The sequence below is a fragment of the Myxococcus sp. XM-1-1-1 genome, from assembly GCF_020037095.1.
GTDB lineage: Bacteria > Myxococcota > Myxococcia > Myxococcales > Myxococcaceae > Myxococcus > Myxococcus fulvus.
Genome location: NZ_JAIQDH010000003.1, coordinates 523,689 through 538,109, shown reverse-complemented (window position 1 = coordinate 538,109; position 14,421 = coordinate 523,689). Strand labels below are relative to the sequence as shown.

Annotated in this window: 16 protein-coding genes; 7 read left to right on the top strand and 9 right to left on the bottom strand. The window is 70.1% G+C overall.

Annotation, left to right across the window (positions count from 1 at the left end):
• Positions 1-6 precede the first annotated feature (6 nt).
• From K8640_RS09955 to K8640_RS09930, 6 genes are all read left to right on the top strand, one after another.
• The gene (locus K8640_RS09955; protein ID WP_223746920.1) at positions 7-525 is read left to right on the top strand and encodes an NADH-quinone oxidoreductase subunit C; all 519 of its coding nucleotides are present in this window, start codon (positions 7-9) and stop codon (positions 523-525) included.
• Between the two features lie 10 nt (positions 526-535).
• Positions 536-1,795, top strand: a complete 1,260-nt coding sequence (gene nuoD, locus K8640_RS09950) for an NADH dehydrogenase (quinone) subunit D (protein WP_223746825.1) — start codon at positions 536-538, stop codon at positions 1,793-1,795.
• Complete coding sequence (locus tag K8640_RS09945; RefSeq protein ID WP_223746824.1) at positions 1,792-3,678, top strand: 2Fe-2S iron-sulfur cluster-binding protein; 1,887 nt, start codon at positions 1,792-1,794, stop codon at positions 3,676-3,678. The genes nuoD and K8640_RS09945 overlap by 4 nt, the downstream gene beginning before the upstream one ends.
• A gap of 2 nt (positions 3,679-3,680) precedes the next feature.
• Positions 3,681-5,105, top strand: coding sequence for a complex I subunit 1 family protein (locus tag K8640_RS09940; RefSeq protein WP_223746823.1), 1,425 nt, complete (start codon positions 3,681-3,683; stop codon positions 5,103-5,105).
• 29 nt (positions 5,106-5,134) lie between these two features.
• Entirely contained in the window at positions 5,135-5,911 is a 777-nt protein-coding gene (locus K8640_RS09935; RefSeq protein ID WP_223746822.1) for an NADH-quinone oxidoreductase subunit I, read from the top strand.
• 249 nt (positions 5,912-6,160) lie between these two features.
• Positions 6,161-6,529: a ferredoxin gene (locus K8640_RS09930; RefSeq protein WP_223746821.1), complete on the top strand. Its 369-nt coding sequence runs from the start codon at positions 6,161-6,163 to the stop codon at positions 6,527-6,529.
• Positions 6,530-6,544: 15 nt separating this feature from the next.
• Here K8640_RS09930 and K8640_RS09925 read toward each other — a convergent pair whose 3' ends face one another.
• On the bottom strand, positions 6,545-9,082 hold the full coding sequence (locus K8640_RS09925; RefSeq protein WP_223746919.1) for an adenylate/guanylate cyclase domain-containing protein: 2,538 nt from the start codon (positions 9,080-9,082) through the stop codon (positions 6,545-6,547).
• Positions 9,083-9,249: 167 nt separating this feature from the next.
• Between K8640_RS09925 and K8640_RS09920 the strand changes: the two genes are divergently transcribed.
• Complete coding sequence (locus K8640_RS09920; protein ID WP_223746820.1) at positions 9,250-10,119, top strand: hypothetical protein; 870 nt, start codon at positions 9,250-9,252, stop codon at positions 10,117-10,119.
• Between the two features lie 7 nt (positions 10,120-10,126).
• Here K8640_RS09920 and K8640_RS09915 read toward each other — a convergent pair whose 3' ends face one another.
• From K8640_RS09915 to K8640_RS09880, 8 genes are all read right to left on the bottom strand, one after another.
• Entirely contained in the window at positions 10,127-11,020 is an 894-nt protein-coding gene (locus K8640_RS09915) for a hypothetical protein (RefSeq protein ID WP_141326256.1), read from the bottom strand.
• 147 nt (positions 11,021-11,167) lie between these two features.
• Entirely contained in the window at positions 11,168-11,461 is a 294-nt protein-coding gene (locus tag K8640_RS09910; RefSeq protein ID WP_223746819.1) for a YtxH domain-containing protein, read from the bottom strand.
• Between the two features lie 45 nt (positions 11,462-11,506).
• Positions 11,507-11,959, bottom strand: a complete 453-nt coding sequence (locus K8640_RS09905) for a hypothetical protein (RefSeq protein ID WP_223746818.1) — start codon at positions 11,957-11,959, stop codon at positions 11,507-11,509.
• Positions 11,960-11,994: 35 nt separating this feature from the next.
• Positions 11,995-12,195, bottom strand: a complete 201-nt coding sequence (locus K8640_RS09900) for a hypothetical protein (RefSeq protein ID WP_223746817.1) — start codon at positions 12,193-12,195, stop codon at positions 11,995-11,997.
• A gap of 62 nt (positions 12,196-12,257) precedes the next feature.
• Positions 12,258-12,479: a DUF3618 domain-containing protein gene (locus K8640_RS09895; RefSeq protein ID WP_046712963.1), complete on the bottom strand. Its 222-nt coding sequence runs from the start codon at positions 12,477-12,479 to the stop codon at positions 12,258-12,260.
• Entirely contained in the window at positions 12,469-12,930 is a 462-nt protein-coding gene (locus K8640_RS09890) for a phage holin family protein (RefSeq protein ID WP_223746816.1), read from the bottom strand. Before K8640_RS09890 ends, K8640_RS09895 begins: the two co-directional genes overlap by 11 nt.
• A 140-nt stretch (positions 12,931-13,070) precedes the next feature.
• A complete protein-coding gene (locus K8640_RS09885) occupies positions 13,071-13,838 on the bottom strand; it encodes an endonuclease/exonuclease/phosphatase family protein (protein WP_223746815.1) in 768 nt (255 codons plus the stop codon).
• A gap of 10 nt (positions 13,839-13,848) precedes the next feature.
• On the bottom strand, positions 13,849-14,394 hold the full coding sequence (locus K8640_RS09880) for a hypothetical protein (RefSeq protein WP_141326261.1): 546 nt from the start codon (positions 14,392-14,394) through the stop codon (positions 13,849-13,851).
• Between the last annotated feature and the right edge of the window lie 27 nt (positions 14,395-14,421).

Genomic DNA, 14,421 nt, shown 5'->3' with positions numbered 1-14,421 from the left:
TTCGCGTTGGACAGGGTCTCCGCCCACTTCCCCGAGGCGGTGGTGGAGCGCTACGTGGACCGGGCCGGTGGCGCCTGGGCCGTGATCCATGCCGACTCACTGCCGAAGGTCGCCGCGTTCCTGAAGAACGACGAGGAGCTGCAGTTCAAGCTGTTCGGCTCCGTCGACGCCGTGGACCGGTTGCACCTGGCGGAGAACGACCCGCGCTTCGAGGTCGTCTACTTCCTCTACTCCCTCAAGCGTCACGAGCACGTGCGGCTCAAGGTGCGCGTGAGCGAGCACCAGGCCGTGCTGCCCTCGCTGGTCCCGCTCTACCGCGGCGCCAACTGGTGGGAGCGCCTGGTCTGGGACTTCTACGGCATCCGCTTCGACGGGCACCCGGACCTGCGCCGCATCCTCCTGTACGAGGAGTTCCAGGGCCACCCGCTGCGCAAGGACTACGCGCTGAGGGACCGCCAGCCGCTCATCCCGGAGCGCCCCATCAAGGACATCTTCCGCGGTCCCGGCACCAGCGGGCACTCCTGAGGACGACACCATGGCCGACAGCCACAACGTTGAAGTGAAGGGCCACAATCCGGACACGGACGGCTCGCTGCCGCCCGAGGGCTCGGAGCTGGAGGCGCACCTCCAGGCCAAGCACATGGTCATCAACATGGGCCCGTCCCACCCCGCCACGCACGGCACCGTGCGGCTGAAGGTGGAGCTGGACGGCGAGACCATCGTCAAGATCGACCCGGAGATCGGCTTCCTCCACCGCGGCTTCCAGAAGAGCTGCGAGAACGTCACCTGGACGCAGTGCCTGCCGTACACGGACCGGCTCAACTACCTGTCCGCGATGATGAACAACTTCGGGTTCCTCAACGCCGTCGAGAAGCTCATCGGCCTGGAGATTCCGGAGCGCGCCCAGTACATCCGCGTCATCGGCAGCGAGCTGCACCGGCTGACGGACCACCTGACGTGCGTGGGCGCCACCGGCCTGGAGATGGGCGGCTTCGCGCCGTTCCTCTACGGCATGGAGGCCCGCGAGCTCATCCAGGACCGCGTCACGGAGCTGACCGGCGCGCGCCTCACCACCAGCTTCGGCCGCGTGGGTGGCATCAACCGCGACCTGCCGGACGGCTGGGCGGACAAGGTCCGCAAGACGCTCACCCGCACGGAGGAGCTGCTGGTGGAGATGGACGGGTTGCTCACGCGCAACCGCATCTTCGTCGACCGCACCAAGGGCACCGGCATCATCAGCGCCGACGACGCCATCGACTACGGCTGGACGGGCCCCGCCCTGCGCGCCTGCGGCGTGGACCACGACCTGCGCAAGGCGAAGCCGTACTGGGTCTACGACCGCTTCGACTTCGACATCCCGGTGGGCGAGCACGGCGACAACTACGACCGCTACCTCGTCCGCATGGAGGAGATGCGTCAGTCCATCCGCATCCTGCGCCAGGCGCTCGACACCATCCCGGCGGGTCCCATCATCGTGGATGACTGGCGCATCGCGCTGCCGCCCAAGCCCGAGGTGTACGGAACCATCGAGGGCGTGATGGCGCACTTCAAGCTCGTCATGGAGGGCATCCAGGTGCCCCCCGGCGAGGCCTATGACGCGACGGAGGCCTCGAACGGCGAGCTGGGCTGGTACCTGGTGAGCGACGGGCGCGGTCGCCCGTACAAGGTGCACGTGCGCGCGCCGGGCTTCCCGGTGCTCGCGGCGGTGCCCCACATCATCGAGGGGAAGATGCTGGCGGACCTCATCCCCACGTTTGACACCATCAACATGATTGGCGGCGAGGTCGAGCAGTGAGCGACAACGACACGAAGAAGCCGACCGGTGACGCGCAGCCGCCCCCCAAGGGCGCGCCCACGGACACCCCCGCGGCGAAGATCGGTCCCGAGCCCTCCAACCCTCCGGCCGGTCCGAAGATGGACACGCCCCCCGCGGCGGCCAGCAGCGTCACGCCGCCCCCCAAGGCCGCGGCGCCCGCGGGCCCGCCGCCCAAGCCCGCGCCGAAGAACCCGGGCTTCGTCACCTGCACCATCGACGGCAAGGAAGTCGTGGTGAAGCCGGGGACGAACATGATCGAGGCGGCCAAGACGGTCGGCTCGGACATCCCCTACTACTGCTACCACCCGCGCCTCTCCATCGCGGCCAACTGCCGCATCTGCCTCATCGAGGCGTCCAACGCGCCGAAGCTGGTGCCCGCGTGCCAGACGCCGCTGGCCGAGGGCGTGGCCGTCAAGACGACGACGCCCAAGGTGAAGGAGCAGCAGCGCGCGGTGATGGAGTTCCTGCTGCTCAACCACCCGGTCGACTGCTCCATCTGCGACCAGGCCGGTGAGTGCAAGCTGCAGGACTACTACATGAAGTACGACTACCGCCCCTCGCGGCTCGAGGGCGGCAAGACGCTGAAGAACAAGCGCAAGGTCCTGGGGCCCCGCGTGGTGCTGGACCAGGAGCGCTGCATCATGTGCACCCGCTGCGTGCGCGTGATGAACGAGATCGCCAAGGAGCCGCAGCTGGGCGTGTTCGGCCGCGGCAGCCACGAGCGCATCGACGTGTTCCCGGGCAACGAGCTGGACAGCGACTACTCCATGAACACCGTGGACGTCTGCCCGGTGGGCGCGCTGCTCAGCCGCGACTTCCGCTTCAAGGCGCGCGCGTGGTTCCTGTCCGCCACGCCGTCCATCTGCACCGGCTGCGCGAAGGGCTGCAACACGTACGTGGACTGGATGTCGCAGGACACCTACCGCATCCGTCCTCGCGAGAACGAGGAGATCAACAAGAGCTGGATGTGTGACCAGGGCCGGCTCATGTACAAGTCCTTCAACCTGGGCCGCGTGCTCCAGGCGAGGGTGGGCCGCGCGACGGGCCAGTCCGGCTCCGAGGCCGTGCCGGTGGTGACGCGCAAGGAGGCCGCTCAGGCCGCCGCCAAGGCGCTCAAGCCGCTGGTGGGCTCGGGCAAGCTCGCGGTGCTCGCCTCGCCGGTGTCCTCCAACGAGGAGCTCCTGGCGGGCCTCACGTTCGCCAAGGCGACCTTGGGCCTCACCACCGTCTACGTGGGGGGTCGTCCGGCGGGCAAGGCGGACCACTTCCTGAAGACGGCGGACAAGAACCCCAACCGCAAGGGCCTGGAGTGGATCGCCAAGGGCCTGGGCCTGAAGGTGGAGACCTACGAGTCGCTCACCCAGGCGCTCTCCAAGGGCCAGGTGAAGGGGCTGTACGCCATCGGCACCGAGGTGCCGGGTGACGTGGAGGCCTTCGCCAGCGCGGTGGCCTCACTGGACGTCTTCGTGGTCCAGGAGAAGAACGAGTCGCCCATCACGGCGCAGGCCACGGTGCTCCTGCCCGCGTCCATCCACGTGGAGGACGAGGGCTCGTTCACGCAGATGGACGGGATGACCCAGCGCTTCCGCAAGGCGTACCCGCCCAAGGGCGACGTCATCCCCGGCTGGAAGTGGGCCGCGGAGCTGACGCGCGAGCTGGGCGGCGAGGCGCCGACCTGGAGCAGCGCGCGGGACGTGTGGCGCGAGCTGTCCGGCAAGGTGGCCGAGTTCGCGGAGTTCAACTGGGACAAGGCGTCTCCGCCGGACCGGGAGAAGCCGGGTATCAATCCGCTGCCGACGGGCGCCGACGGGCGTCCTCCGGGCTACCGTGAGTTCGGTGCTCCCCGGGTGAGGGGTATCTAGCGATGAAGCGCGTTCTGACTGTCCTCTTCGCGATGGGCTTCATCGTCGCGACGCTCGCGGGAGTCTCGGCGGCGGCCTATGCGGTCGGAGGCCTGGCCGAGAAGTATTGGTTCGCGGGCGCCAGCCGCCTGTCGAACATCCTGTTCCTGATGCTCGTCTTCGTGATGATCATCGCGACGCTGCTCACCATCGCCGAGCGCAAGTGGAGCGCGCTCATGCAGGACCGCGTGGGCCCCAACCGCGCGCGCATCAACCTGCCCGGCATCCGCAACCGCTCCCTGGCCGGTCTCCCGCACATCCTCACGGACGTGCTGAAGATGCTGACCAAGGAGGACTTCATCCCGGGCACGGCGAACACGTTCATGTTCAAGCTGGGCCCCATCCTCGCGTTCGCGCCGGTGTTCGCGCTGTTCGCGGTGGTGCCCGCCGGCCCCTCCGTCAATGTGTTCGGCCACAACGTGGACATGGTGGTGGCGACGCCGGACTTCGGCGTGCTGTACCTGCTGGCCATCGCGTCGCTGGCCGTCTACGGCACGGCGCTCGCCGGCTGGGCCTCCAACAACAAGTTCGCGCTCTTGGGCGGCGTCCGCGCCTCCTCCCAGATGATCTCCTACGAGGTCGCGCTGGGCCTGTCGCTGGTCGGCCTGTTCATGGCGTTCTCCTCGCTGCAGCTGCCGACGCTGGTCGGCACGCTGGGGCTGGACGGCGCGCAGGCCACGGGCCAGGCGCAGTACCTGTGGCGCACCGAGGGCGGGTTCGACCTGGGCATCCCGGCGTGGGGCTTCCTCTTGCAGCCCATCGGGTTCATCGGCTTCTTCGCCGCGTCCTTCGCGGAGACCAAGCGCGCCCCGTTCGACGTGCCGGAAGGCGAGTCGGAGATCATCGGCTACTTCGTGGAGTACTCCGGCATGAAGTTCGGCCTGTTCATGATCTCCGAGTTCGTGGAGGTCGTGGTGCTGGCCGGCGTGACGACGGCGCTGTTCTTCGGCGGCCACCACCTGCCCTTCGGCAACGAGTGGCTGGCGAGCCAGCCGCTGATGCAGGAGCACGGGTGGCTGTACGGCACCATCCTGGGCACGGTGTTCTGGGTGAAGGTGGTCTTCCTCATCTGGATCCAGCTGGTCATCCGCTGGACGTTCCCCCGCTTCCGCTACGACCAGATCCAGACGCTGGGCTGGAAGATCCTCCTGCCGCTGGCGCTGGCCAACGTGTTCATCACGGGCGCGCTGGTGCTGTGGGATCCGTCCCTGCGGGCGCTGGCCATCTTCGGCATGCTGGAGATTGGCGTGTTCGTGGTGCTGACGATGACGAAGAAGGCAGACGCGGCGGAGGGTGGTGCGCACGGAGCGCACGGCGCCCACGGCCATGACCACGGGCACGACGCGCATGGGCTGCCGTCCCACGCCAGCGCGGCGTCCTCGCACTAGCTCCCGGCCCGACCAAGGTAGACACCATCATGGCCATCAAGGTTACGAAGGTCACCCAGGACCCCCGGACGGACATCCGCGAGCGGATGTACATCCCGGGGCTGCTGCACGGGTTGGCCATCACCACGAAGCACTTCTTCCGCAACCTCTTCGGCACGCGTGACACGAACACGCAGGTGCAGGACCGCACGGGCACCAGCCTGATGACGACGGTCGAGTACCCCGAGGAGAAGCCCATCTACCCGGAGGGCTACCGCGGTCTGCACCGGCTGGTTCCGCGCGAGGACGGCAAGCCGCGCTGCGTGGCCTGCTACATGTGCGCGACCATCTGCCCGGCGCAGTGCATCTACATCGAGGCGGGCGAGTACGAGGAGTCGGACGCGGACGGCGAGTCGCGCGTCATCGAGAAGTACCCGACCCAGTTCGTCATCGACGAGCTGCGCTGCATCGTGTGTGGCCTGTGCGTGGACGCGTGCCCGAAGGACGCCATCCGCATGGACACGTACATGCACACGCCCTCCGAGTACACGCGGCAGAACTTCGTCTACGACATCCCGAAGCTCTTGAAGGGCCCGGCGGTGTCGCACCCCTCGGACCCGTGGAACAAGCGCGACGGCTCCGAGGAGCCGCACCACGTGCACAAGGAGGCCCACACGCGCATCGGCGAGGGCCTGGTGCAGCTCAAGACGCCGCACCACCTGGGCGCGCATGACCACCACGCGCCGCACGGCAAGGGCGCGGTGGCGCACGGGCAGACGGTGGTGACGCAGCAGGGTCCCATCCAGGTGACGAAGTTCCTGAAGTAGATCCATCCAGACGTCCCGCGCGTAGGGACTGGTAGCAAGCACGGCCCGCCTCCCGCTCCTCGAGCGGCAGGCGGGCCGGTGTCATTTCGGGGCGCGGGTGATGACGTTGCAGCTCTTCAGTGGACCTGGCGTCTGGCGTCCGGGCGGCCGTCCCGTGGGGCGGCGTGGAGTGCGTTCAGGCGCACAGAGGCGGGGGCTGGTGGCTATCGCCCGACGTGGGGCCTGCGTAGGGTGGGTGCTGTCTTGGCGATGAAGCGCTACCGCTTGTCGGTGTGCAAGGGGTCGACCTGCAAGGCCGGCGGCGCGGATGACGTGTACGCGACGGCCCGCGCGGAGCTGGGCGCCCAGGGACTGGTGCCACGCTGCGAGCTGTACCGGGGCGGCTGCTACGGCTTCTGCCACATGGGGCCCAACGTGGTGGTCCGCGAGGACACCGGCCGACGCAGGGACCCGCTGTCTCCCGAGGACTACCAGCTCATGGGGTGGGACGGAGAGGTGTACTACTCCGAGATGACGCCCGAGAAGATGCGCCGCGTGGTGAGCGAGCACATCGCGAAGGACGCGCCCGTCGTGGAGCTGTTCGGCCAACCGGACACGCCGGCGCCAGACGACGGCTGAGCGGCCCGCGCGGGCTCAGGCGGCGATGGCCGGCGCGTCCCCTTCCTCCAGGCCGTGCACGCCGTCCCACTCCGCGGGCGGCGGCGTGACGAGGAAGCGCGCGCAGCGGGCCGCGTACACGGCGGAGACGGAGTCCTTGAAGTCGGTGGCGGAGCGCTCGAACAGCGCATGCGCCTCCGGGAAGCGGCGCTGGTGGTACGCCGTCAGCGCGCGCTCGTAGACGGCGAGCTGCTCCTGCTGGGGCGTGGTGATTTCACCCTTGCGCCCCACCAGCTCGTGCACACGCAGCGGCTCCGCGCGGCCCTTGAGGCGCACCCGGTCCACCACTCGGAACACGTAGTTGTCCCCCGCGAGGGTCACCGTGCCGTCGCCCACGAGCACGTAGGTGCCGTACACCTTGTTGAGCGACTCCAGCCGCGCGGCCAGGCCCACCGCGTCACCCAGCACGGTGTAGTTGGACTTCAGCTCGCTGCCCATGTCGCCCACCACGACTTCGCCCGTGTCCACGCCGGCGCGGAAGCTCAGGCGGCGCCCGTACTTCTTCTCCCAGGCGTCCTGCCGCGCCGCGAGCACCTCGCGCATCTTGAGCGCGGCCTCACAGGCCAGGTGCGCATGGCGCTCGGTGCGCACCGGCGCGCCCCAGAACGCCATCACCGAGTCGCCGATGTACTTGTCCATCTGCCCCGCCGTGGAGCGCACCACCGCCGCCATCTCCAGCAGGTACTCGTTGAAGAGCCCCACCAGCTGCTCGGGCGTCATGCCCTCCGACAGCCGCGTGAAGCCCTCGATGTCGCAGATGTACACCGACATCCGCCGGCGCTCCGGGCGCATCAGGCTCAGGTCACGCGTCACCAGCCGCGCCACCTCCGGGCTCACGTACCGGCCGAGCGCCGCCTGCACGAAGTCGCGGATCTGCTGCTCGTTGCGGAAGGCGTAGACGGTGGTGACGGCGAACGCGCCCACCATGGCCAGCAGCGGCCCCGCCATGGCCACCCACAGCCGCTGCTCGATGAACACGTAGCAGGCCGCCGCCGTGTAGCCCGCCCCCGCGAGCCCCAGTCCGCTCACGTAGAGCAACGCGCCCCGCAGCGAGCGCAGCAGGAAGCTCAGCGACAGCGCGAGGAAGGCCCCCAGGAAGGCCAGCCCCATGGTGAGCGCCAGGTCGTGGTCCGCCGGGGCGCGGGAGATGCCCTCGGAGCGCAGGATGTTCGCCAGCGCCTGTCCCAGGATGGCGCCGCCCGGCGTCTCCGGACCGATGGGCGTGGCCCGCATGTGCCCGGACTCGCCCGCCGTCCGCGTGAGGACGACGGTGCGCCCCTCCAAATCGTTGTCGAACCGCGCGGGGCGCTCGTCCGCGACGTCGAACACGTTGAGCAGCACGTTCCACGCGCGGATGGAGCGGGACAACGAGCCGCGTGAGCCCCGCCCCGCCGTCGGCGCATCCCAGCGCATCAGGCTGAAACCCGAGTCATCCATGGGCACCGAGTACTCGTCCCCCACGTGCAGCCGCCCGTTCGCGTAGCGGAGCGTGCGCGTGTTGGCCAGGCGCATCGCGGCGGCGAGCGGCAGCGATGGCAGCACGTGGCGACCATCCCTCGCCGTGTAGACCACCAGGTGCGGGATGCCGCGCACCACTCCATCCGGGTCCGCCGTCAGCGTGACGGCGCCGTACCCCGCACCTCCACCCAACAGTGGCGCCACCGGGTGCTGGAGCTGGCGCACCTCCAGGAGCTTCGACGTGTCCAGCCCGTCGACCTGGACCTCCGCCAACGAGACGAACAGGTCCGTGGGGCCCACGCGGAACGTGTCGTCCGACGCGCGCCGCTCGGCGATGACGGCCCCGGGAGCGCCCAGCCGCGAGCCCAGCGACTTCGCGTCCGCCTCGTCCGTGGCGCCGCCCCAGACCTCCACCTGGTTGCCCGCGGGGATGACGAAGGCGGGCCGCTGCACCGCGAGCACCGTCTGCGTCCGCTCGCGGGCCTCACTGATGCCGGGGAACGTGCCCACCTTCACCCGGTACGGCCACAGGCGGCTGGCCGGCGGCAGCACGCGCGCGCCCTGGCTCTCCCAGGAGAACGACAGCAGCGCCTTGCCCGGGTCGCGCTCGAGGAACTCGCGGAAGGACGCGTCATCGCTCGACGTGGCGCCGAGCGACAGCTTCGGGTTGACGCAGGCGTTGGGACTCAGCTCCGGGAAGGGCAGGTCCAACAGCACCAGCAGGGCCCCCTCCTCCACCAGCCGGTGGGCCATGGCGCCGACGAGCTGCCGGGGCCAGGGCTGCGTGGCGACACCGGGACGGTCGTCCTGACGGGCCTCGGCGAGCGTCTCGTCGTCGATGGCCACCACCACGGCCTCGTCCGGCCGCTCCGAGCGCGCGCCGAGCTCCAGCACGCGCCAGTCGTAGGTGCGGCGCTCCAGCCCCTCCAGCCAGCCCTGCGCCGCCTCCACCGCGCCCGAGGGAACCCACGTGGGCGAGTCCTCGCGCGGCGCCGCCGGCTGGGGCGCCCGCAGGTACACGAGGATGCCCAGCACGCAGCCGAAGAAGACGGCCATCGCCAGTGAGAAGCCGAGCCGCTTGAAGAAACGCCAGCTCGCGAAGTGTACGCGGTGTGCTTGCACGGGTGCGCGGGAGGATACCCCGAGATTCCCCAGCGCGCGGGGTCTGTCACGAGCCCCTGCTATGCTCGCCGCCCCCGTCACACACCCCAGGAAGACTCCTGATGAAACGCATCCTCATGTCCGCCGCCGTCACCGCCCTCTTCCTCGCTCCCCTGGCGTGCGACCTGGAGAAGACGGGGGCCCAGCTCACCGCCGAGCACGTCATGGTGGGCACCCTGCTGGCCACGCCCGAGGTGGAGGTCTCGGCCCTGGCGCTCGCCGGCGTCGACGGTGGGGTCTTCGTCCCGGATGGGGGCGACAACATCGTGATTCCGGCCCAGACGGCCGCGCTCGTGTTCTTCGGCACGCGCTCCGGAGAGAACTCGCAGCCCTCGGGCGTGACGGGCGCCACCGCGACGCTCCAGCCCCAGGGTGGGCAGGCGACGGTGCTGAACGAGGACGGCTCGGGCAGCTACAGCCGCACCAACGTGGGCGGGAGTGACTCGGGGCTGACGTACGCCTCCGGCGCCACCTACCAGTTCATCGCCGCGCGCAACGGCACGCGCTACGTGGGCCAGGTGGACGACGCGCCCGTGCAGGAGGCCATCACCCGGTTCCATCCGCCCGAGGGCTTCGTGCGCCACACGTCCGGCACGGCGCTCAGCTTCGAGCGCGCCGCCGTCTCGGGCGGCAAGGAGCGCACGCTGGGCTTCGTCACCGTGGTGCCCCTGGGCTCGGACGGCTCCAAGGGCGAGCCCACGTACTCCAACGTGCCCACCACGCCAGTGGAGTTCCTCCAGTTGGTCGCGGTGCCGGGCTCGTACCGCGAGGCCCAGGTGACGATTCCGGGCTCGGCCTTCCCGCAGTCCAACAAGACGTACCTGGTCATCTTCCAGGCCGTGCGCCTGGGCGGCGCCGAGTCCGACAACCTGTTCATCGGCAGCGCCCTGCTCGCGGGCACCGCCGACGTGGGCGTAGTCCGGACGAACTGAACGCGCTTCAGCCCGCTTCGATGTCCAGCTCGATGCGCCCCGACAGCTTGAGGCGCAGCAGGTGGCCGGCGAAGCGCTCCGACTCCTCTCGCGAGAGCACGTTGCGGAAGCTCGCGCCGTCCGCCACCTCGACCTCCAGCACCGCGCCCCGCTGGAGGAGCCGGAAGAAGTCCTCGTCGCCACCGGGTCGGGGGATGGACAGCGGCAGCATCCCCTTGAGCGGGAGGACCTCCTCGCCCGCGCGGACCCGTGACACCAGGGCCGCCGCGTCGGGCCGCACGTCGCCCGGGGCCACGCCCTCCTCGGGATAGAGCGGCGCGGGCGGCAGCGCCACGTCCTCCGTCGAGTCGTCGAGCAGGAAGCCGTACCGCGACGGAATCCGGCCGGTGAAGAGCATGCACAGCAGCACGGGTGTGTCGCCGGACACGCGCTCCAGGTGGAGGATGGAGCGCTCCGCGCCCACGCGACGCAGGAGCAACGTCAGCCGCGGGCGATGGACCGACAGGTGACGCAAGGCCCGGTCCTTCAGCGTCGCGCGGATCTCCGCGAAGGCGGACGCATAGCCCGCCTCCGTCTCTGCCTCGCGTGCGGACAGGGCCTCGCGCGTCCTCGCGAGCTTCTCCTCCGCGTCGCGCAGGAAGTCCCCCGCGGACGCGGGCGCGAGTCCCGGCTCCGACGAGGCCGAGGGTTCGAGCCCCGCGGCGCGCACCGCACCCAGGAGGAACGAGCCTTGTTGCGTCAGCCGCTCGCGCTCCTCGCGGAACCGCGCGATGGACGCGGCGTGCTCCAGCTTCAGCTCCAACCACGCTTCGTATCCGGACTCGAGCGTCTCCAACGCGCGCAGCCGCGCCAGCGCCGCCTCCGGTCCCACCGCCCCGTCACCCTTTGCCAGGTCACTCACGAGGGCGGAGTCTACACCCGCTTCACGCCCGCCCCGCCGTCGCTCGGCCGCCGCCCTGCAACGACGAAGGCCCCCATCCGCCTTCGCGGATGAGGGCCCTCTCGTCGAGCACACCGTCCACGTGGCGCGAAGCCACGGGACACGGGCTCACGCCGTGCGAGACACGGACGACTGGGTGCCCTGCGCCGGAGCGCTCTCGCCGCGGTTCAGCTGGTTGGTCAGGTACTCCTGGCCGGTCTGCAGCTTCTGGCGCAGGTCGTCCCGCAGCTGGGTGCCCGGCTTGGGGGCCAGCAGCAGCCCCAGGCCCGCGCCCACCAGCAGGCCGGCCGCGAAGGCGCCGATCACCGGCAGCACGTCCTCCGCCGCGCTGCGACGGCTCTCCAGGCCGATGAGGTTGAGCAGGTCGTCCTTGTCCATCTTCTTCAGGGCGTTCAGGTTCATGCGCGACTCCAATGGAAGGTGAAACGGCGGGGAACGAAGACAACCCTAGTAGGACGGAGGACGGGGCGTGCCCGCAACCGACGCATCCGCGGACGCAGCGCCGGGCTCCCGCGACACGGCGGAGTTCACCGCGCCGCGACCCGCCTGGTAGCCCTGGAACGCCGTCTCGGCCATGCCCAAGAGCTCGTCCTTCACGAAGGGCAGCGCCGCCAGCCGCACGCCCAACCGGAGCATGCGCGCCGTCAGCGGCGTGAACAGACCCCCGCCCAGCACGTAGCCCACGCCCAGCGCGGCGGCGATCATCCCGTACGGGTTGCGCTCCACGCGCCCGCGCAGGTCCAGCGACTGGCCCAGGTCATCGACAGCGCCCCTGGCATCACTCCAGAGCTGCTGCGCCTCCGAGCCAATCTGGTCCACCCGCTGGCCGAACCCCGCGTCCGTGCCCGAGGGCCGCGACGAAGGGTTGCCATTGCCTGAAGCCCCTGGATAGTTCGTCATGAGTGTCCTCTCTCGTCTGCCGTCCCAGGACGGCTTCAGCGGCGGGAAGCGATGCGGCCGACCAGGAAGCCCACGGCCACCGCGCCCAACAGACACGTGCCGGGGTTGGCGCGGATGAAGCTCACCACGCGGTGGTTCATGTCCACCAGGTTCTGCCGGGCCTCGTCGAGCTGCGGCAACACCTGGTCCTGGAGCTGCCGGGCCCGGTCGGCCACCTGCTTCGGATTCATGTCCATGAACGTGCTCTCCTCGATTCGAAAAGTGGAACTGCGAAAGTCCGGGGGGCCCACGCGCGCCTTCAGCGACGCGAGCCCAGCAGCATCCCCACCGCGAACGCCGCCCCCACGCACGCGTAGGGATGACGGCGCACCCACTCGCGCCAGTCGGCGGCGACCGCCACCTCCTCGCGCAGCGCGCTCACCGACGTGGCCAGCTCCGCGCGCGTCCGCTCGATGTCCTGACGGAGCATCGCGCTCGTGCGAGGCCCCATCGGCTTGGGATGTCCATTGCTAGCGCCCATGCGGGGGCTCCTTGAAGAGTTGACCGTCCCCGCCCTGGAGCGCGTTGCCCAGGGCCACGGGGGCCGGCGCGGTGAGCGCCGCCATGCTGCGCGACAGCTCGTCCGTGGTGTCGTCCATCATCCGTCGTGTCTTCAGCTTGTGCAGCGCCCAGGCCACGCCGCCACCACCCGCCACCAGGTTGAGCAGCGCCACCACGCCGAACGCTCCCGCCCACCCCAGCCAGGGGACCAGCACCGCCGCGAGCGCCGCGCACGCGAAGGCATAGCCCACCAGGATGAAGGGCACGAAGGCGGCGATCATCGCCACGTTCATGCTCGCGGACTTCAGGTCCTCCTCGAGCTCCAGGCGCGCCAGCTGCAGGTGCTGGGTCACCAGCCGACTGAAGCTGTCCGCCATGCGGCCGACGAGCGCGGTGAGCCCACGCTCCGTCTGTTCGCTCCCCACGTGCATTCACTCTCCGGCCGGCGCTCGCGTCCTCACAGAAGTGGCGCCAACCTAGGCACCCCTGCCCTTTGGGACAACCTCCCCGAGGCGTTTCTGTCCGGCGTTCACAAGCGTCAGCCACTCAACGTGACGCCGGCTCCCGCACGCTAACCGATGAGCTGCACCGGATGAGAGTCGGACGTGCGCGTCGAGAGAATGGGCGCCTGGAAGCGCAAGACGAGGGGAAGGTGGTCCGAGGCCACCCGGCTGAGTTCGGTGCGGTGCGGAAAGATCCGAAGCGGCCGGACGCCCGCGTCCACGTAGATGCGGTCCAGCCTCAGCATGGGCCACCGCGTGGGATAGGTGCGCGCGGGCGTGCCCAGCTCCAGCGCGGCGTCGTGGATGGCCTTGCGCACCAGCGAGGGCACCGCGCCGTTGCCCCAGTAGTTGAAGTCCCCGCACACCACGGCCGGGTCCTTGCGCACGGCGTCCCTCAGGATGTCCGAGCCGAGCAGCAGCGCCTCCTGCCGTCGCCGCTCCGACACCCGCAGGCCCAGATGGAGCGAGAACACGTGGAGCTGCTGACCCGCGCCGATGTCCAGGTCGCACCGCAGCGCGCCCCGGGGCTCGCGCCGCCTCACGCTCAAGTCGTAGTTCTTCGAGTGGAGGATGGGCAGCCGGGTGAGGATGGCGTTGCCGTAGCGGCGGCCGTTGCGCACGACGTTGGGGCCGAAGGCCATGTGCATGCCGAGCATGTCCGCCAGGTGCTCGGGCTGGTCATCGCGCGAGGTGCGGCCGCGGAAGTCGCCCACCTCCTGCAGGGCGACGATGTCCGCGCCCACCTCGCGCAGCACCTCACCCACGCGGCCCAGGTCGAACCGGCCGTCCGTCCCGATGCCGCTGTGGATGTTGTACGAGACGAGCGTCAGCTCCACGCGCGCGGGCTCAGCCGTGGAGGGGATTGAGGCGCCGCGCCGCCAGCCGCACCACCTCCAGCGGCAGCGCCGCCAGCCGGGCCACGGCCTTCGCCGCGTCCCCCAGTCCGCCCTTGAGCGTCTGGAGCTGCCGGCCCGCCTCGTCGAGCAGGTCCGGGAGCCGGCCACGAGGAGGCTGCTCGCGCGTGGGCGGCAGCGCGCCGATGGGCGTGGTGCTCCGGATGACGGGCTCCTCCGCCGCCTTGCGCTGCTGCGCCTTCTCACGCGAGGCGCGCTTCGTCGCGCGCTGCGCGGGCGCCGAGGTGCCGTGGGAGAACTTCCCGTCCGGCTCCAGGCGGGCCAGCTCCTGGAGCTGCGCCTCCATCTGTCGGGCGTTGTAGAGGTCCTCCGTCTCCGCGAAGGACTTGCCGTAGTGCACTCCCTCGCGCGCCGCCAGTTCCTCTGGCTGCGCACGGGACTGCGCCAGGTGCGCCTTGTCCCGTCGACGCAGGCTGCGGCTCTGCTTCGGCAGCGTCTTCGGAACCTGGAAATGGTCGAAGCTATAGGGACGAGGCATCCGCGAATCTCCGAAAAGTAATTGGGT